Below are 17,815 nucleotides of genomic sequence, written 5' to 3'. Positions count from 1 at the left end.
ACCTACGGAAGGACCATCATGTGCCGAGCCGCCACCTGCCCCGCCTGCAGCAAGACCACCTGGAAGGGGTGCGGGCAGCACGTCGACCAGGTCATGCGCAGCGTTCCCAAGAACGACCGGTGCCGCTGCACCGCGGAGATGAAGGCGGCAGCCCAGCCGCCGTCCTTCCTCTCGCGGCTCTTCGGCCGCTGATGCGCCTGCGGCCGGCCGGCCGCGCGGCCCGGGACCGTGACCCCCGCCGTGCTGCGACGGCGGTGCTGGTCACGGGCCCGCTCGCGTGGCTGTTCCACGACGCCGCCACCCCGGCCTCGGCCTGGTGGGTCTGGCCCGGTGCGGCCGTGTGCGCCGTGCTCGGTGCGGTCGCCGTGGCCGGGTACGTCGCCCCGCGAGGGTCGGGCCGCCTCTTCGAGCGCGGCTGCACGCCGTGCGCCGTCGTCCCGGCCGTGAGCATCGTCGGAGGGCTGCTCCTCCTCGACACCACCCCCGGCGGTGGTGGCATGCTCACCGCCGTGGTCCTGCTCGTGTTCGGCCTCCAGCAGCGCCGTACCGCCACGGCGGCGTGCGCGGTGCCGGTGAGGGTCGCGCCTCCGGATGCATGACGCGGCGGCGGCCGCGGCCCGGTGGGTCCGCGGCCGAGACGTCGCCGTCACCTACGGTGCGGTCGTCGCCGTGGCGGCGGTGCTGCTGCAGGTCGCGCCGGACGCCGTCGCGCAGGAGGTCGTCCTGCGCAGCAGCACGAACCTCGTCAACCTGCGCCAGCACCTGCCGTTCGCCCTCGTCGTCAGCGCCTTCCTCGTGCCGACGCCCGCCCAGGTGCTGCTCGTCGTCCCGCTCGTCTGGGCCCTGGGTGCGGTGCAGCGCCGGCTGGGTCGCGGGGCCGTCGTCCTGACCGCTGCGCTCGGGCACGTCGGCGCCACCCTCGTCGTCTCGACGATGCTGCTCGCCGGCATCACGCACGGCCGGGTCGCGCTCTCGGTCGCCACGGCGCCGGACGTCGGCGTGAGCTACGTGCTCGTGGCCGCCCTCGGCCTGCTCACTGTCTGGGCGCCGCAGGGCCGGCGCCGCCCCCTGGTCCTGGCCGGGTCCGCCGTCCTCGGCACGGTCCTGGCCGTGGACCGGGCGTTCACCGACCTCGGTCACCTCGCGGCGTGGTTGCTCGGGCTGGCCCTCGCGTCCTTCGTTGGGCGTGCTGCCCGCGCGGCCCGGGAGACGCCGGCCGCCTGACGTCAGCCGTCCGTCCGGCCCAGCAGCGCCCCGACCCGGCGCGCGAGCTCGGGCGGGACCACGGAGTCGGGGTCCCGGTCGCCGGACCGGGCGCGGCGGTCGCCGAGCGCCTCGGTCGTCGCGACGAGCGCGGCGTACAGCGGTGGGCAGGTCGGGCAGCCCTCGAGGTGCCGGACGACGAGCGCGGCCTGCGCGTCGTCGAGGTCGCCGTCGAGGAAGTCGCTCACCTGGCCGCGGGCGTCGCGGCAGCGCATCGGGACCCCCTTCTGGGCGGCCCGGCGCTCCGGGCCGCGGGCGAGCTCAGAGACGAGCATCATCCGGCCGCGGCGCAGCCGTTGCTTCGCCGCCGGCAGGCTCACCGACTGGACGGTCGCGACCTCGAGCGAGGTCAGGCCCTCGACGTCGTGGAGGAGCACCGCGGAGCGGTACGCGACGGGCAGGTGGACCAGTGCGTCCTCGAGGTCCTCGCGGGTCTGCGCCCGCAGGGCGACGGTCTCGGCGTCGACCGTGTAGGCGTCGTCGCCCCAGAGGGTCTCGACGGCCTCGGCGACCTCGTCGACGGGCACCTCGCGGCTGCGCCGGGCCCGGTCGACGGCGAGGTTGTGCAGGATGCGGTGCAGCCAGGTCGCGGGGGCGGACTCGCCACGGAACGAGTCCGCCTTCTCCAGGGCGCGCGCGAGGGTCTCCTGGACGAGGTCCTCGGCCTGCTCCCGGTCGCGCGTCAGGGTCCTCGCGTACCGGTACAGGCCCGGGACCTCGTCCGGGAGCGCGGCTCCCAGTGCGTCGCGGGCATCCATCGCTGCAACGCTAGTCCTTCGTGTCAGTGCACCGAGCTCTTCGGCATCGGGCACGTGCTGAGGCCGAAGACGCGGTACAGCGGGCAGAACCCGACCGCCGCGGTGACGAGCATGACGGCCCCGACGACGAGCAGGACGATCCCGAGCGCCGAGCCGGCGCCGACCGTGAACGCGACGACGACGGCGACGACCGCGACGACGAGGCGGATGATGCGGTCTGCGGTGCTCTCGTTGCGGACCATGACGACCTCCTGGTGGATGCCCCGCTCCCTGCGGGGTCGGCGCATGGACGCCGTCGGGTCCCGCAGGGATACAGGGTCGCAGGTGTGACCCGCACGACACCGGCCCGCACCCCTGAGCGGGATGCGGGCCGGTCGTCGTCCGGGCGCCGTGACGGCGCTGCGGATCAGGGGTAGCTGACCACCGTGACCGGGACGTCCGGGTTGGCGATCGTCGACGAACCACCGACGCCGTTGACGACGTTCTCGATCCCGCCCTTGCCGTTGGCCGGGTCGAGGAAGATCGTCAGCAGGTTGGTCAGGCTGCCCTTCGGCAGGGTCTTCGGGACCTCGAACGCGTTGTCCGCGAAAATGTCCAGACCCTGGTTGAAGAAGCTGTAGCTGCCCGCGCCGGTCATCGTGAAGGCCTTGACCCGGTTCGAGACCTTGAGCGCCGGGTAGCCCTTGACCCCGCCCGGACGGCTCCACGCCGCCTGGCTCGGTGGGTCGTACGGCAGCTCGTTCTGGAAGAAGACCACGTTGCCGCGCTCGCCGTTCCAGATGACCTCGGTCTTCTGGTAGTGCTCGACGAACAGGCCGGTCGCCGTGACGTCGTCGCCGTTCACGACGAGCCCGGTGTCGGCGGTGTTGACGGTCCAGCCGACGGTGCCGGGGTTGCCGTGGTCGGCGCGCCAGAGCCAGAGGTTGTCCAGCAGGGCGTCGTCGCTGTTGACCTCCATGGTGACCGTCGCCTTGCCGACCTGCGGGCCGCCGATCCGGACGAAGACGTCCTGCAGGGCCACCGGGGTGCCCGACCGGCGCACCTTGTCGTCGCGGGAGCCGATGCGGATGAGCAGCTTGGAGTTCACCGGTCCGGCGTCGACCATGACGCCGGCGATGTCGATGCCGCGGGCGTCCGCGACGTCGAGCACGAGCGCGCCGCGCTGCGCCGACAGGGACGGCAGACCGAGGCCCAGGACGACCGTGTTCGCGCGCTCGACCTCGATGGTGCGGGCCACGTCGTAGACGCCCGGCGTGAGCAGCAGGTGCTTGCCGCGGTCGAGCTGCTCGTTGATCGTGCGGACCGACGTCGACGGCTTGGCCACGAAGAACCTCGACAGCGGGACGGACGTGCCCGGGGTCGGGCCGTTCTCCCACGTCGTCCCCGACGAGTCGCGGCGAACGGCCGGGACGAAGACGTTCCAGCTGCCTGCCGCGTCGACGTAGAGGTATGGCTTCTCCTTGCTCACCGGGGTCTTCGCGAGCGTCGTGTACGGGCCCCCGCACGTCGCGGCGTCGGCCGGGAAGCACGTCGCGGGCGCGCCGTTCACGCCGGAGAAGACCTGGTTCCAGACACCGTTCGACCAGCCGCCGACCGTGCTGTCCCGGGTGTACCACTGCTGCTGGGACCCGCTGATGACGAAGCTCGCCTTGGAGTCGGAGATGAAGCCACCGCTCGCGAAGGACGGGCCGCTGCAGTAGTCCATGAGCGAGAGGTTGCCGCCCGTGACGTTGACCCGGCGCATCGGTGCCGCCTGCGAGACGGCCCAGAACGTGGCCGAGTCGCGGCAGCCGTCCTGCCCGATCGCCTTGACGTCGATCGTGAGGTTGGAGAGCGAGCGCCAGAAGTTGTTCAGCGCGATGCAGCTCTGACCGCCGGTGGGGGTGGGGAAGCAGCGGTTGACCACGTCGACGTGGCCGTTGATCGTCACGTCGGTCGGGTTGAGCCCGAGCCCGGCGACCTCGGTGTAGTAGCCGACCTTGACGTTGAGCGGGGCCGCGGCGGTGCCGTAGGTGCCCGGCTTGAAGAGCAGGGCGTACCGGTCGCTGCCCATCTCGTTGTCGATCTGCTTCGCGGCGATCTCGTCGATCTTCGCCTGGATGGCGCTCGTGGCCATCGACGGGTCGAAGACCGCGACGTTCGGCCCCAGGTCGGGGTCGCCGGTGGCCGCCGAGGCCGGTGCGACGCCGGTGGCGAGCGCGACGCCCGGCACGACGAGGGCCGCGGCGAGGGCCAGCGCGCCGACGGTGCGGCGGGGGCGGGCGGTGGACGGCGGACGCGTGGGACCCATGGCTGCGAACCTGCTTCCTCGGAGGCTGCTGCGTGCTGAGAGAGCGCTCTCCCGGCAGAGACAACCACAGGGCCGTACGGGGGCACAAGGGGGAGATACGGACAGTGGTTTGTCAGGTCGTGCGGGCGGCACCGGGACGGGGTGCGGCGGGTGGTCCGTCAGGCCGAGTCGCGGACGACGAGCGTCACCGGCAGGACGACGCGGTCGGTGCCGTTGTCGTCCGGCAGGTCGGCGTCGGCCGGCAGGACGAGCCCGGGGCGGGTCCGGGCCAGGAGCATCCGCACCATGGCCCGGCCCTGGGTCACCGAGCGCTGCCGCACCGTCGTGAGCGGCGGATCGGTGAGGGTCGCCATCCGGATGTCGTCGAAGCCGACGAGCGCGACGTCGTCCGGCACCCGGCGCCCCGCCCGGCGCAGCGCCTTGAGCGCGCCCATCGCCATGAGGTCGTTGGCGGCGAAGAGGCCGTCGAGGTCGGGGACGCGCTCGAGGAGCCGCTGTGTCGCGGCCTCCCCGCCGTCCACGGTGAAGTCCCCGCGTTCCACGCGCGCGCTGCGCCAGGCCCGGCCGAGCCCGGCCCGGAAGCCGGCGAGCCGGTCGATGCCGGCGGCCATGTCGGCCGGCCCGGCGACGCTGCCGACGACGGTGCGCCCCAGGCCCGCCAGGTGCTGCGCGGCGGCAGCCCCGCCTCCGACGTTGTCGTTGTCGACCGAAGGGACGTCGAGCCCGGCCTGCAGCGGCCGGCCGCCGATGACGACCGGGATCCCGGCGGCCACCATCGTCGCCGGCAGCGGGTCGTGGCCGGCGTGCCCGGAGACGAGGAGGACGCCGTCCACAGGGGCGGTCGTGAGGTACCCGGCGATCCGGTCGAGGTCGCCGTGGGACTGTGCCATGAGGAGCGTGATCTGGAGGCCGAACGCCATCGCCTCCTGGCTCACGCCGCGGACGACGTCCCCGAAGAACGGGTCGCCGAAGACGCGCTGGTCCGGCTCGGACGCGACGAGCGCGATCGTGTCGGTGCGCCGGGTCACCAGCGAGCGGGCCGCCTGGTTCGGCACGTACCCGAGGTCGGCGACGGCCTGCTCGACCCGCTCGCGCAGCGCCGGGTCGACCGAGGCGAAGCCGTTGACGACCCGGGAGACGGTGGCGCGCGAGACCCCGGCGCGGGCCGCGACCTGCTCGAGGTTGGGGCGCGCCGCGGCGCGGTGGGTCGTCGTCACGGGGGCACCTCCTCGCGCCTGGCTCGCGGGTCCGGACAGGGCCTGCCGGCCACCTCAGCGTAGGGGCCGCCGCACTGCCGCCCGGCGGCGCGGGTGCCTAGGCTGGGCCGCGAACGACGCCGGGCCGCCCGGCTCCCCGCCGTGGAGGAGGTCCCGTGCCGGACCAGATCGTCCGTCTCGCCACGCCGTCCGGCGTGGTCGTCGCGCTCGCCCCCGACGGCGACCCGGCTGCCGCCCGCCGGCTCGCCGTGCCGTCCGTCGCCGACCTGCTCGCCGGCGACGCGGCCGCGTTCCGGCAGGCGGTCGGGTCGCCCGGCGAGCCCGTCGCGGGCCCGGTGCGGCTGCTGCCGCCCGTCGACGGGCTCACCGAGGTCTGGGCGTCCGGCGTGACGTACCGCCGGTCCAGCGAGGCCCGTCAGGAGGAGAGCGCCGTCGCCGACGTCTACGCCCGGGTCTACGAGGCACAGCGTCCGGAGCTGTTCCTCAAGTCGGTCGCCTGGCGCACCGTGGGGCACGGCGAGCCGATCGGCATCCGGACCGACTCCGGCGTCGACGTCCCCGAGCCCGAGCTCGCGCTCGTCTGCAGCGCGAGCGGCGAGGTCGTCGGGCTGACGGTCTGCGACGACGTCTCGTCGCGGACGATCGAGGGCGAGAACCCGCTCTACCTGCCGCAGGCGAAGACGTACGCCGGGGCCTGCGCCCTCGGGCCGGGCGTCGTCCCGCTGTGGCAGGTGGACGACGTCCGCGACCTCGCGATCGAGGTCGCGGTGCTGCGCGGCGGGGCGGTCGTCTGGTCGGGGTCGACGTCGACGGCCGCGATCCACCGCAGCCTCGACGACCTCGTCGAGCACCTGTTCCGGGCGCAGCGGTTCCCCGCCGGGGTCGTGCTCTCGACCGGGACCGGGATCGTGCCCGAGCTGGACTGGACGCTGCTGGCAGGGGACGTCGTCCGGGTGTCGGTGGCCGGGGTGGGCGTGCTGGAGAACCCGGTCCGGGACGTCACCGGCGACGCGTTCGACTGGCTCACCCCGGACCCGGCGCGCACGCCGGACTGAGCCGTCCGTCGTCCGCCGCCGGGCCGGTCAGGCGGCCAGCGCCGCGTACCGCCCGTCGCGCGCGACGAGCTCGTCGTGGGTGCCGGTCTCGACAGCCCGGCCGTGGTCGAGGACGACGATCCGGTCGGCGTCGCGGACGGTCGAGAGCCGGTGCGCGATGGTGATGGTCGTGCGGCCCGCGGACAGCCGGTCGAAGGCCTCCTGGACGGCGCGCTCGGTCTGGGTGTCGAGGGCGCTCGTCGCCTCGTCGAGGACGAGCACCTTCGGGTCGCGCAGCAGGGTGCGGGCGATCGCGATGCGCTGCTTCTCGCCGCCGGAGAACCGGTGCCCGCGCGAGCCGACCATCGTGTCGTAGCCGTCGGGCAGGGACGCGATGAGCTCGTGGACCTGCGCGGCCCGGGCCGCGGCCTCGATCTCGGCGTCGGTGGCGTCCGGCTTGGCGTAGCGCAGGTTCTCGCGGACGGTCGTGTGCAGCAGGTAGGTCTCCTGGCTCACGACGCCGACGACCTTCGCGAGGTCGACGAGGCGCAGGTCGCGCAGGTCGACGCCGTCGATGGTGATGCGGCCGGCCGTCGGGTCCTGGAGCCTGGCGACGAGCGCCGCGAGGGTGCTCTTGCCGGAGCCGGTCGGCCCGACGAGCGCGAGCGTCGTCCCCGCGGGGACGTCCACGGTGACGTCGTCGACCGCGGGCGAGTCGCTGCCCGGGTAGGTGAAGGTGACGCCCTCGAGCCGGACGTGGCCGCGCACCGTGGCGGGGTCGACGTCCACCGGCTCGGTCGGGTCGTCGACGTCGACGGGCAGGTCGAGGTACTCGAAGATCCGCGCGAAGAGGGCGAGCGAGGAGACGAGGGAGACGCCGACGTTGAGCAGCCCCATGAGCGGCCGGAAGAGGTTGGCCTGCAACGCGGTGAAGGCGACGAGGGTGCCGATGGTCATCCCGCTGCGCGTGGCCGGCAGGCCCGCGGCGAGGTAGATCGCGGCCGGGATCGCCGCGAAGATGATGCTCATCGTGGCCATCCGCCAGCGGCCGGCGAGCTCGGAGCGCAGCTCCAGGTCGATGAGCCGGGTGGACGACGCGGTGAACCGGTCGACGAGGGACTGGCCGGCGCCCATCGTTCGGCTCAGCTGGATCCCGTTGATGGACAGGCCTTCGTCGATGACGACGTTGAGGTCGGCGAGCTCGCGCTGGCGCTGCGCGGTGATCTCGCGGCGCATCGACGCGACGCGCCGGGTCAGGGCGATCGCCGGCGGCATGACGACGAGCGAGATGAGGGAGAGGCGCCAGGAGAGGGCGAGCATCGCGACGGCGGTGGCGATCGCCGTCGTGAGGTTCGAGGCGATGGACGTCGCGGTGGACGTCACGACGCCCTGCATGCCGCCGATGTCGTTCGTGATGCGGGACTGGACCTCGCCCGTGCGGGTCCGGGTGAAGAAGCCGATCGACTGGCGCTGCAGGTGCGCGAAGACGCCCGTGCGCAGGTCGTGCATGACCGACTGGCCGACCCTGGTGCTGATCCACGTCTGGAGGACGCCGAGCACGGAGGTGGCGGCGGCGACGGCGACCATCGCGACGACGAGCTTCACGAGGAGCGCGACGTCCTGCTGCGGGAGCGCGACGTCGATGACGTGGCGCAGGAGGAAGGGCGAGGCCATGGCCACGACGGACGACGCGACGATCGTCGCGACGACGAGGGTCAGCGGGCGGCGGTGCGGGACGAAGAGGGCGCCGATCCGGCGCAGCGAAACGTCACGGGCCTGGGCGCGCTCGGCCTCGGTGACGCGGCGCGAGCCGCGGCCGCCGGGTGCCTCGGTGCGTGCGCCGTCCGGAGCGGGGGTCTGGGTGGTGGTCGGGGTGGTCGTCTGGGAGGTGGTGCGGGTCCTGGGTCTGGTCGTGATGTCCGTCAAGGGCGTGCCTCCTGGGGTCGGGTCCTGATTTCTTGAGGTTACCTCATTATGAGGCGGTAACGCGATGTGTTGCTAGTCTGTTCCCCGTGCCCGATCCCGACGACCTCTCGCTCCCCGAGGCGTTCACGACCGTCGCGCGGACGCTGCACCACCGGTCGGCCAAGGCGTTCGCCCCGCTCGACGTCACCCCGGGCCAGGCCCGCGCCCTGCGTGTGCTGACCCGCCACGGCGAGATGCGCATGAGTGCGCTGTCGGAGCACCTGCGGATCGCGCCGCGCTCGGGCACCGAGGTCGCCGACGACCTCGAGCGCCGGGGCCTGCTCCGGCGGCGCCCCGACCCCGACGACCGCCGCGCCGTCCTCGTCGCCCTCACCGAGCAGGGGGAGCACGTCTCCGAACAGGTCCGGGCGGCCCGCTCGGCCGAGGGCGACGCCTACTTCGCGGCCCTGAGCGACGCCGACCGCCAGGAGCTGGCGCGCATCCTGCGGGTGCTGCGCGCGGCGAACCCGGTGGGCCGGCCCGGGGGAGCGGGTTGACCCTGCATGAGGACTACCGGCTCGTCGAGGGTCCGCCCGACGTCGAGTCCTACCTGACGCTCCGGGAGCGGTCGGGCCTCACGCCGCGGGCCCGTGAGCAGGCCGCCCCGGCGCTCGCCGGCGGCTGGGCGGCGTGCCACGTGGTGGGGCCGGGCGACCGGCCGGTCGGCATGGGGCGGCTCATCGGCGACGGAGGCTGGTACTTCCACGTGGTCGACATGGCCGTCCTGCCCGAGCATCAGCGCCGCGGGATCGGTGACGCCGTCCTGACCTGGTTGCTCGACCGGATCGAGGCGCTGGCACCGCCGGGTGCCTACGTGTCCCTCATGGCCGACGAGCCGGGCCGGCGGCTCTACGAGCGTCACGGCTTCCGGGCGACGGCACCCCGGTCCGTCGGGATGGCGATCCCGGTCGGCGGGCGGGTCGTCGACCTGTCCGTGACCCGGTAGAACTCGACGGCGAAGCCCGCCCCGTCGTCCGGCTCGACGTGGTGCAGCCGGCCGGGCGGGATGACGACGTGCCCGCCGGCGGTCACGGTCACCGGGGTGTCCGGCTCGTCCTCGAAGCGGAACACGACCGTGCCGGCGCGGACGACGAGCCGGCCCCAGACGCCGTCCGCCACGCGGTGCGCGCGCAGCAGCCCGGCCGGCACGGTGCGGGCATCGAAGTCCGGTGTCGTGCGGACGTGCTCGGCACCGTCGGGCAGTGCGGTCGGGCGGTCCATCCGGTGGGTCCTCCCGGTGCGCGGCGGCGGGCGTGCGCCCCAGCATCACCTACCCGGTGCAGGGCAGCGACCTCGGCAGCCTGGTCGGTGTCGTGCCGTCGTACGCCGCGCACAGGGCGAGCCCGCGGGCCTCGAGGCCGGCGCGGATCTGGCTCAGCGCCGACGGGGTGAAGGCGTTCCAGCCCATGTGCATGAGCACGGTGTCGCCGGCCCGGGCGTTCGTCACGACGTACGTGACGACCTGGGCGGCCGTCTTGCCCGTCCAGTCCCGGGTGTCGACGGTCCACGTCCACTGCCGCATGCCGGCCGCGGTGTAGGCCGTCGCGACGGTCGAGTTCGACGCGCCGTACGGCGGCCGCCCGACGTTCGTCACGACGCCCGGGGCCGCGAGCTGGGTGAGCACCGATGCGTAGCTGATCGTCGTCAGGTCCGGGTGGGAGACGGTGTGGTTGATGACGTACTGGCCGTGCGAGCGGGCCAGCGCGGCGAGGTCCACGCCCTGGTTGCGGTACTTCGTCAGACAGGTGCCGGTCGGCGCGAGCACGAGGCCGACCCCGGCCGCGTCGGCGGCCTCGACCATCGCGCGGAACGCCGCGACCGACGGCGGGCAGTCGTCGAACGTCGCGACGACACGGGACGTCGCGTTCGGGCCCCGGCCGCGGTCGTACGCGGCACCGGTGCCGAGCTTCGCCCACGTCAGCGGGCCGACGACCCCGTCGGCGTCGAGCCCGAACTCCTTCTGGAACGCCCGGGCCGCGCGCAGCGTGGCGTTGCCGAAGTCGCCGTCGGCGCCGGCCGACCCGACGCTGTAGCCCTTGGACACCAACGCCTTCTGGGCGACGACGACGCAGCTGCCGGAGTCGTGCAGCCGCAGCGTCGGCCGCTGCGCGACAGGCGTCGAGGTGCTGCACGACCGGACGGCGGCGCCCGCGGGTGCCGCCGTGAGAACGACCTGGCCGGCCGCGAGGACGACCGCGGCGAGAACGGTGAGAAGACGCGAAGCGTGCCGCATGGCCACCACCCCCATGGTTGGCGCGTGCACTGCTTCCATTGTCTCCCGGCCGGCGCGCGGGCGCGCAGGACAGCGGTCCTTCGACCGGTGCGTCTTCGGCGATGATCCGAACAGGACGCCGTGGCCGGCACTAGTTTTGGCCCCGCCCGGTCGACGATCACCGGCAGCGCCCGTCGGAGGACCGCGTGACCGAGCCGCTCTTCGCCACCACGCCGGTGGAGCACTCGCCGGGTGCGTGCCTGCCGCTCGCCCTGGGCGCCCCGTTCGTGGCGTTCGGGCTGTTCTCGCTCCTCATGGCGGGGTTCTCGGCCCACGGGGTCGAGCGGGTCTGGTTCGCCGCGTCGGGAGCGGTCGCGGTCGCCGTCCCCTTCGTCGTCCGCCGGTTCCTGCGGCCGGGCGCCGACCCGACGACGCTGAGCCTCGCCCACGACGGCACGGTGACCCTGCACGTGCGCCGCGGCGACGTGGTCATGCCGCCGGCGCGGCTCGCGCGCGTCGTCACCGGGGCGGTGACGACGTCCGTGCAGGGCTCGCGGAGCAGCCGCCGGGTCGTCGTCTTCGTCGACGGCGCGGGCGAGCAGATCGCCCAGGTCGGCCGGGCGAGCTTCGCCGACGCCGACCTCGGGGCCTTCTTCGAGGCGCTGCGCACCGTGCGGCCCGACGTGACGTTCGAGCACCGCTGACCGACCGACGCGACCGACCCGCCCGACCCGTCGAGAACCTGTTCCCGCCCGAGGAGAGACCGTGAACGACCCGACCCCCGAGGAGCTCGACCGGCTCCTCGCCGAGGGCAACGCCCGGATCGCCGACGGCGACCCGGAGGGTGCCGTCCCCGTGCTGGAGCAGGCCCTGGCGGTCTGCCGCGTCCTCGTCGAGGAGACCGTCGTCGCCCGCTCGGCGGAGCCCCGGGTGCTCGGCCGGATCGCCATGGCACTGAGCCTGAGCGGCGAGCCGGCGGAGGCGGTGCGGGTCGGCCGCCGGGCCCACGAGCTCACCGGCAGTCTCTACGGCGACGACCCCGACTGCACGCTCGTCGACCTCACCCTCGTCGGCGTGAACTTCGCCCGGTTCCTCGCCGCCGACGGGGAGGGCGACGAGGCCCTCGAGTGCGCCTACTACGCGCTCCAGCATCTCGACGACCTCGCGCCGGGCGCACCGCTGACGTACCTCGGGTGGCGTGCGGCGCTGCTCCAGGCGGTCGCCGAGGTCGAGCCCGAGTCGGACGAGGAGCCGTGGCTCACCCCGCTGGCCGCCCGACGCGACCTCGTCGCGACGTGCCGCCGGCTCGTCGACCTCGACCCCACCGAGGCCCAGTACGCCACGAACCTCGCGGAGGCGTTGCTGCTGCTCGCGAAGGCGGTGTCCGACGAGCCGTCCGAGGGTGGCGAGGACGGCGGGACGGACGACGAGCCGGTCGCCGTCCGGATGGCCCGGGAGGCCGTCGGGATCCTGCACGCGCAGGCTGCTCCGCCGTCCGGGCTCAACGCCCTCGCACGCGGGCTGAGCGTGCTCGCCGACCTGCTCTCCGACGAGGGCCGGGACGACGACGCGGAGGCGTTCGTCGCACAGGTCGCGGCCGGGTTCGGCGAGCCCTGGGCGGGCCGGCTCCCGTTGCTCGTCGTCACCTGGGAGTGGGCCCTCGCCCCGACGTTCGGCAGCGAGCAGAGCGTGCTCGAGTTCAACGACGAGCTGCGGGACGCGGAGGCGGACGACGTCGTGGAGTTCGCGTTCGCCGACCTGCCGCCGACGGAGGCGACCCGGCTGCGCACGCTGCGGGTCGCGTCGCGCGAGCTGGGCGTCGGCGAGGCCTACAGCCGCCGCGCCGAGGACCCGCTGGGCTTCCTCATGACCTACGCGTGAACGGGGCGGAGAGCGGGATCGACGAAGGGCGCGACGACGGGGTCGACGACCTCGTCGCCCGTGCCGAGGAGGCGTTGCCGGTCGGGGACGCCGTCGTCGCGAGGAGCCTCGCCGAGGAGGCGCTCGCCCTCGTCGTCGAGGCGCAGGCCTGGCCCCGGGTGGCGGAGACGGCCGGGCTGCTCGGGCACGCGAGCGCCCTCGTCGGCGAGATCCAGCGCGCCGAGACGGCCTACCTCATGGCGGCGGAGTGCCGGCGCGGTCTCGCGGAGGCGGACGTCCACCTGGACGGGCGGCCTGGTGCGCGCTGGGGCTGGTACCTGCGGACGACGTACCGCTGGGACGACGCCCGCGAGGTCCTCGAGCGCAGCGCCGCCGGGTGCACCGAGCGTGGCGACACGGTGGCCGCCGCCCTGGCCGACGTCGAGCTCGCGGCGCTCGAGCTGGACAAGAAGCTCGCCGGTGCCACCCTCCTGCGGCTGGACACGGCGCTGCCCGTGCTCGACACCGAGGGGCAGGTGCCGGACGCCGTCCGGGCCCGGCTGCTGCGCGCCGAGGCACTGCTGGCACGCGGTCGACACGACGAGGCGGGCGAGACGGTCGTGGCGGTCCTCGACGCGTGCGGCACCCACGGTCTGCTCGCGCTGCGCGGCGACGCGCTCGTCGTCCGGTCGCGCCTGACCCTCGAGACCGGGGGCACCTCGACCGAGGCCGCCGTCGACGCCCGGGCCGCGCTCGACCTGGCCCGCGACCGTGGCCTGGTGTGGCTCGAGATCGCGGCACTGTGGGCGATGGCCGCGACCGAGGACGTCGGCCGCGGCCTGTTCGACGACGACCCGCCGCCGGCCGGTCTGCCGCCCCGCGCCGGCAGCTTCGCCGACCAGGCGGGGCGGCTGCGGCAGCAGCTCAACAACCAGTGGTTCGACCTGCACCCGCTACGGACGGTGGAGCAGCGCGTCGGGCGGTGACGGGCTACGTTGACCATGTTGCCCCGGCCCCCGGCGACGGTCTGTGCACATCGCACATGAACATCGCACATGAACACCGCACATGAACACCGCGCGGCGCGAGGGCATCGGAGTCAGCCATGGTCGTCCCGGGCACCACGTCCGAGCACGTTCGCCCGTCCCAGGTCGCACCCGGGGTCACGCCGACGCGGCTCGCGGACCTGCACCGGTGGAACCTCGGGCTCGCCGCGCTGCACCTCGCGCAGGCGGTCGCCGTCCTCGCGCTGGGCGGCTCCTTCGCCATCACCGTGACGTCGTCGGTGCCCACCGGACCGCCCGGCTCCGCCGCAGTGGCGCCGGAGGGGCTGTTCGACGTCCGGATCGCCTGGGCCGTCGCGCTGTTCCTCACCCTGGCGGCCGCCGACCACCTGCTCACCGCGACGTCGTCCCGCCGGGTCTACGAGAGCGACCTGCGGCGGGGGATCAACCGGTTCCGCTGGGCGGAGTACTCCGTGAGCGCCACGCTCATGGTGATCCTCATCGGCTTCTACTCGGGGCTGACCGGTCTCGACGTCGTCCTCGCCGTCGCCGGGGCGAACGTCGGCATGATCGGGTTCGGGTGGCTGCAGGAGGTCATGAACCCGCCCGGGCGGGCGGTCACGACGATGCTGCCCTTCTGGTTCGGCACGGTCGTCGGCCTCGCGCCCTGGGCCGCGATCGGCTTCAACGTGCTCGCCGCCGACACGGTCCCCGGCTTCGTCTACGGGATCGTCGTGACGCAGGTGGTGCTGTTCTTCAGCTTCGGCCTGAACCAGTGGCTGCAGTACCGCGGGGTCGGCCGCTGGGGCGACTACGCCTACGGCGAGAAGACGTACCTCGTCCTCAGCCTCGTCGCCAAGTCCCTCCTCGCCTGGCAGATCTTCGCGGGCTCGCTCGCCGGTTCCTGACCGACTGCGGGGACGGGTGGGGCTGCGGACGTCGCCCCGCGTGCCTACGTTCCTCGGGCCAGAGGCTGCGGGCCGCCGAACGGGCCCGCGCCGTGCCGGCTGCCGTGAGGAGACCCATGACCACGCCCGCACCGCAGGACGACGTCCCGGCGACCCAGGTCGAGGTGGGGCCGCCCAAGACGACCGCCGCCGGCGTACCCGCCGTGGTCGTGGCGCTGAACCGGTCGCGGGAGCAGATGGGGGTCGTGCGGACCGCCCGCACGCTGACGCGGCTCAACCAGGCGCACGGGTTCGACTGCATGGGCTGCGCGTGGCCGGACCCGCGGCCCGGCGACCGGTCGCGGGCCGAGTTCTGCGAGAACGGGGCCAAGGCGGTCGCGGAGGAGGCGACGGTCCGCCGGGTCGGGCCGGACTTCTTCGCAGCGCACCCGTTGCGGGACCTCGCGACCCGGTCGGACTACTGGCTCGGGCAGCAGGGCCGGCTGACCCACCCGATGGTCCGCCGGGACGGGGCGGACCACTACACGCCGATCTCCTGGGACGAGGCCTTCGCGCTCGTCGCGTCGCGTCTGCGGGCGCTCGGCTCGCCGGACGAGGCGATCTTCTACACGAGCGGCCGGGCCTCCAACGAGGCGGCGTTCGTCTACCAGCTCTTCGTGCGCGCCTTCGGCACCAACAACCTCCCCGACTGCTCGAACATGTGCCACGAGTCGACGTCCGTCGCACTGGCCGAGACGATCGGCATCGGCAAGGGCAGCGTCTCGCTGGACGACGTCCACCAGGCCGATCTCGTCGTGATCTGCGGGCAGAACCCCGGGACGAACCATCCGCGGATGCTCACCGCGCTGGAGAAGGCCAAGCAGCGCGGGGCGCGGATCCTCGCGGTGAACCCGTTGCCGGAGGCCGGTCTGCTCGGGTTCCGCAACCCGCAGACCGCGCGCGGCGTGAGCGGCATCGGGACGACGCTCGCCGACCTGCACCTGCCGATCCGGACCAACGGCGACCTCGCGCTGTTCCAGGCCGTGGGGGCGCTCCTGCTGGACGCCGACGCCGCGGGCGGGGTGCTTGACCACGACTTCGTCGACCGGCACACCGAGGGCTTCGACGCCTGGCGCAAGCACCTCGCCGAGCTCGACTGGGACCGCGTCCTCGAGGCCACGGGGCTCGACCGCGGGCAGATCGAGCAGGCTGCGGCGATGTTCGCCGGCTCCCGGCGGACCGTGGTCTGCTGGGCGATGGGCATCACCCAGCACCGCAACGCGGTCGCGACGATCAAGGAGATCGTCAACGTCGCGCTGGCCCAGGGCAACATCGGCAAGCCGGGGGCGGGCCTGTGCCCGGTGCGCGGCCACTCGAACGTCCAGGGCGACCGGACGATGGGCATCTGGGAGAAGCTGCCCACGCACTTCGGCGACGCGCTACGGGACGAGTTCGGGTTCGAGCCCCCGCGCCGGCGCGGCCTCGACGTCGTCGACTCCGTCCGCGCCCTGCGCGACGGTGCGGCGAAGGTGTTCGTCGCCCTCGGTGGCAACTTCGCCGCCGCGGCACCGGACACGCCCGTGACGTACGCCGCGCTCGAGTCGGCCGACCTCACCGTGCACATCTCGACCAAGCTCAACCGGTCCCACGTCACCGCGGGCCGGACGTCGCTCATCCTGCCCACGCTCGGGCGGACCGAGGTCGACCTGCAGGAGTCCGGCCCGCAGTCGGTCTCCGTCGAGGACTCGATGTCCGCCGTCCACCTCTCGCACGGGCCGCTCGCCCCGGCGGGGCCGCTGCTGCGCTCCGAGGTCGCGATCATCACCGGCCTCGCCGAGGCCACCCTCGGCTCCTCCCCGGCCGGCAGCCGGATCGACTGGGCCGCGATGCGGGCCGACTACCGGCGCATCCGTGAGCACATCGCCCACGTCGTCCCCGGCTGCGAGGCGTACCCCGAGAAGGTCGAGCAGCCGGGCGGTTTCGTCCTGCCGCACCCGCCGCGGGACTCACGGACGTTCGAGACCCCGGACGGCAAGGCACAGTTCAGCGTCAGCCCGCTCGACGTCCTCCGGGTGCCCGACGGCTACGTGCTGCTCCAGTCGCTGCGCAGCCACGACCAGTTCAACACGACCGTCTACGGGCACGACGACCGCTACCGAGGGATCTCCGGCGGCCGCGACGTCGTCATGGTCCACCCCGACGACATCGCGGCGTACGGCCTCGAGGCGGGCGGGCTCGTCGACCTCGTCGGGGCGTGGGACGACGGCGCCGTCCGCGCGGTCCGCGGGTTCCGGGTGGTGCCCTACGACACCCCGCGTGGGTGCGTGGCCGCCTACTACCCCGAGGTGAACCCGCTGGTCCCGCTGGACTCCACGGCGGTCGGGAGCAACTGCCCGACGTCGAAGTCCGTGGTGGTCCGGCTGGTCCCGACCACGGCTCCGGACCACGACGCCGCCTGCGCCTTCGGCCCGAGCCCGCGGCCGGTGGGCTCGGACGACCACCACAAGAGCGGCGTCCAGCCGCACCACCTCAGCTGACGGGTCCGCTCCCGGGCCGGGCCAGGCAGCCGGCGTCGAGCAGCTGCCCGAGCTGGAGCAGCGCCCAGGGGCTGTAGGTGCCGTCGGCGGCGACGTCCGCGACGAGGTCGTCGACGCTCGTCCAGCGCCACTCGGCGACCTCGTCGGGGTCCGGGTCGAGCCGGCCGTCGGCGAGCTCGGCGAGGAACACCGGGCACACCTCGTTCTCCCGGGTGCCGTCCGCCATCGTGGCCTCGTACCGGAAGTCGGGCAGCACGACGCGGACGCCGGTGACCTGCGTCCCGAGCTCCTGCCGTGCCCGCCGGCCGAGGGCCGCCTCCGGTGGCTCGCCCGGGCCGGGGTGGCCGCAGAAGGCGTTCGTCCAGATCCCGGGCCACGTCCGCTTCGACTCCGCACGGCGGGTGAGGAGGACCCGCCCGGCCCGGTCGACGACCCAGCAGGAGAACGCCAGGTGCAGCGGCGTCGTCCGGGTGTGCACGTCGGCCTTCGGGGCGGTGCCGCAGGGCTGCCCGTCGTCGTCGAGCAGCACGACGAGCTCGACGGCGGACGGAGCGGGGTCGTGGGCACCGGGGCTCATGGCATCAGCATGCCTGGTCGGACGGCGTTCCCGGGGTCGGGACGGCGTCCGATGCCTCGTGGGAACCGGCGTCTTTCGGCCCCCTTCTGTGCCGAGAAGCGCGCGTACCGTCGATGACGCCCGGGCTGCAGCCCATGGCCCGGCATCCCGAGGAGGCACCTCATGTCTCAGCGTCTGGCCGGACGTCCCGCACCCGCCACCCCCGCACCCA

General features: G+C 74.0%; 19 protein-coding genes. 11 read left to right on the top strand and 8 right to left on the bottom strand.

What is annotated here, in order from left to right:
- Positions 1-18: 18 nt before the first annotated feature.
- From EDJALFJO_RS35075 to EDJALFJO_RS18975, 3 genes are all read left to right on the top strand, one after another.
- Complete coding sequence (locus tag EDJALFJO_RS35075; RefSeq protein WP_088287884.1) at positions 19-192, top strand: hypothetical protein; 174 nt, start codon at positions 19-21, stop codon at positions 190-192.
- A 62-nt stretch (positions 193-254) separates the two neighbouring features.
- Complete coding sequence (locus EDJALFJO_RS18980) at positions 255-599, top strand: hypothetical protein (RefSeq protein ID WP_143448655.1); 345 nt, start codon at positions 255-257, stop codon at positions 597-599.
- Entirely contained in the window at positions 592-1,224 is a 633-nt protein-coding gene (locus EDJALFJO_RS18975) for a rhomboid-like protein (RefSeq protein WP_088287882.1), read from the top strand. Before EDJALFJO_RS18980 ends, EDJALFJO_RS18975 begins: the two co-directional genes overlap by 8 nt.
- Positions 1,225-1,226: 2 nt before the next feature.
- On the opposite strand, the gene EDJALFJO_RS36120 is transcribed toward EDJALFJO_RS18975, so the two are convergent.
- The 4 genes from EDJALFJO_RS36120 to EDJALFJO_RS18955 all read right to left on the bottom strand — a co-directional run bounded on the left by EDJALFJO_RS36120 (position 1,227) and on the right by EDJALFJO_RS18955 (position 5,528).
- Positions 1,227-2,021, bottom strand: a complete 795-nt coding sequence (locus tag EDJALFJO_RS36120; RefSeq protein WP_088287881.1) for a sigma-70 family RNA polymerase sigma factor — start codon at positions 2,019-2,021, stop codon at positions 1,227-1,229.
- A gap of 23 nt (positions 2,022-2,044) precedes the next feature.
- Entirely contained in the window at positions 2,045-2,263 is a 219-nt protein-coding gene (locus tag EDJALFJO_RS18965) for a DUF2892 domain-containing protein (protein ID WP_088287880.1), read from the bottom strand.
- A 164-nt stretch (positions 2,264-2,427) separates the two neighbouring features.
- The gene (locus EDJALFJO_RS18960; RefSeq protein ID WP_198950444.1) at positions 2,428-4,311 is read right to left on the bottom strand and encodes a glycosyl hydrolase family 28-related protein; all 1,884 of its coding nucleotides are present in this window, start codon (positions 4,309-4,311) and stop codon (positions 2,428-2,430) included.
- 158 nt (positions 4,312-4,469) lie between these two features.
- On the bottom strand, positions 4,470-5,528 hold the full coding sequence (locus EDJALFJO_RS18955; protein WP_088287879.1) for a LacI family DNA-binding transcriptional regulator: 1,059 nt from the start codon (positions 5,526-5,528) through the stop codon (positions 4,470-4,472).
- 155 nt (positions 5,529-5,683) lie between these two features.
- Here EDJALFJO_RS18955 and EDJALFJO_RS18950 point away from each other — a divergent pair, with 155 nt between their 5' ends.
- Complete coding sequence (locus tag EDJALFJO_RS18950) at positions 5,684-6,583, top strand: fumarylacetoacetate hydrolase family protein (protein WP_233149941.1); 900 nt, start codon at positions 5,684-5,686, stop codon at positions 6,581-6,583.
- A gap of 27 nt (positions 6,584-6,610) precedes the next feature.
- Here EDJALFJO_RS18950 and EDJALFJO_RS18945 read toward each other — a convergent pair whose 3' ends face one another.
- Positions 6,611-8,323 carry an ABC transporter ATP-binding protein gene (locus tag EDJALFJO_RS18945; RefSeq protein ID WP_369812557.1) on the bottom strand — a complete coding sequence of 571 codons (1,713 nt, stop codon included), beginning with the start codon at positions 8,321-8,323 and terminating at the stop codon, positions 6,611-6,613.
- Positions 8,324-8,574: 251 nt separating this feature from the next.
- Between EDJALFJO_RS18945 and EDJALFJO_RS18940 the strand changes: the two genes are divergently transcribed.
- Entirely contained in the window at positions 8,575-9,024 is a 450-nt protein-coding gene (locus EDJALFJO_RS18940) for a MarR family winged helix-turn-helix transcriptional regulator (protein WP_088287878.1), read from the top strand.
- Positions 9,021-9,473: a GNAT family N-acetyltransferase gene (locus EDJALFJO_RS18935; protein ID WP_198950443.1), complete on the top strand. Its 453-nt coding sequence runs from the start codon at positions 9,021-9,023 to the stop codon at positions 9,471-9,473. Before EDJALFJO_RS18940 ends, EDJALFJO_RS18935 begins: the two co-directional genes overlap by 4 nt.
- Here EDJALFJO_RS18935 and EDJALFJO_RS18930 read toward each other — a convergent pair.
- Both EDJALFJO_RS18930 and EDJALFJO_RS18925 read right to left on the bottom strand, forming a co-directional pair.
- A complete protein-coding gene (locus EDJALFJO_RS18930) occupies positions 9,386-9,748 on the bottom strand; it encodes a DUF1971 domain-containing protein (RefSeq protein WP_088287877.1) in 363 nt (120 codons plus the stop codon). The genes EDJALFJO_RS18935 and EDJALFJO_RS18930 overlap by 88 nt on opposite strands.
- A 49-nt stretch (positions 9,749-9,797) precedes the next feature.
- Positions 9,798-10,760 (bottom strand): peptidoglycan-binding protein, encoded by a 963-nt coding sequence (locus tag EDJALFJO_RS18925; RefSeq protein ID WP_158220483.1) that lies wholly within the window; start codon positions 10,758-10,760, stop codon positions 9,798-9,800.
- A 185-nt stretch (positions 10,761-10,945) separates the two neighbouring features.
- Here EDJALFJO_RS18925 and EDJALFJO_RS18920 point away from each other — a divergent pair, with 185 nt between their 5' ends.
- The 5 genes from EDJALFJO_RS18920 to EDJALFJO_RS18900 all read left to right on the top strand — a co-directional run bounded on the left by EDJALFJO_RS18920 (position 10,946) and on the right by EDJALFJO_RS18900 (position 17,027).
- On the top strand, positions 10,946-11,443 hold the full coding sequence (locus tag EDJALFJO_RS18920; protein ID WP_088287875.1) for a hypothetical protein: 498 nt from the start codon (positions 10,946-10,948) through the stop codon (positions 11,441-11,443).
- Between the two features lie 61 nt (positions 11,444-11,504).
- A complete protein-coding gene (locus EDJALFJO_RS18915; protein ID WP_088287874.1) occupies positions 11,505-12,620 on the top strand; it encodes a hypothetical protein in 1,116 nt (371 codons plus the stop codon).
- Entirely contained in the window at positions 12,617-13,585 is a 969-nt protein-coding gene (locus EDJALFJO_RS18910) for a hypothetical protein (protein ID WP_088287873.1), read from the top strand. Before EDJALFJO_RS18915 ends, EDJALFJO_RS18910 begins: the two co-directional genes overlap by 4 nt.
- Before the next feature lie 119 nt (positions 13,586-13,704).
- Positions 13,705-14,511: a heliorhodopsin HeR gene (heR, locus tag EDJALFJO_RS18905; protein ID WP_088287872.1), complete on the top strand. Its 807-nt coding sequence runs from the start codon at positions 13,705-13,707 to the stop codon at positions 14,509-14,511.
- Positions 14,512-14,627: 116 nt separating this feature from the next.
- Positions 14,628-17,027 carry an FdhF/YdeP family oxidoreductase gene (locus EDJALFJO_RS18900; RefSeq protein WP_088287871.1) on the top strand — a complete coding sequence of 800 codons (2,400 nt, stop codon included), beginning with the start codon at positions 14,628-14,630 and terminating at the stop codon, positions 17,025-17,027.
- On the opposite strand, the gene idi is transcribed toward EDJALFJO_RS18900, so the two are convergent.
- Positions 17,020-17,604: an isopentenyl-diphosphate Delta-isomerase gene (idi, locus tag EDJALFJO_RS18895; protein ID WP_088287870.1), complete on the bottom strand. Its 585-nt coding sequence runs from the start codon at positions 17,602-17,604 to the stop codon at positions 17,020-17,022. The genes EDJALFJO_RS18900 and idi overlap by 8 nt on opposite strands.
- Positions 17,605-17,815: the final 211 nt, after the last annotated feature.

The sequence above is a fragment of the Kineosporia sp. A_224 genome, assembly GCF_002198655.1.
GTDB lineage: Bacteria > Actinomycetota > Actinomycetes > Actinomycetales > Kineosporiaceae > R-H-3.
This window is presented reverse-complemented; position numbering and strand designations above follow the sequence as displayed.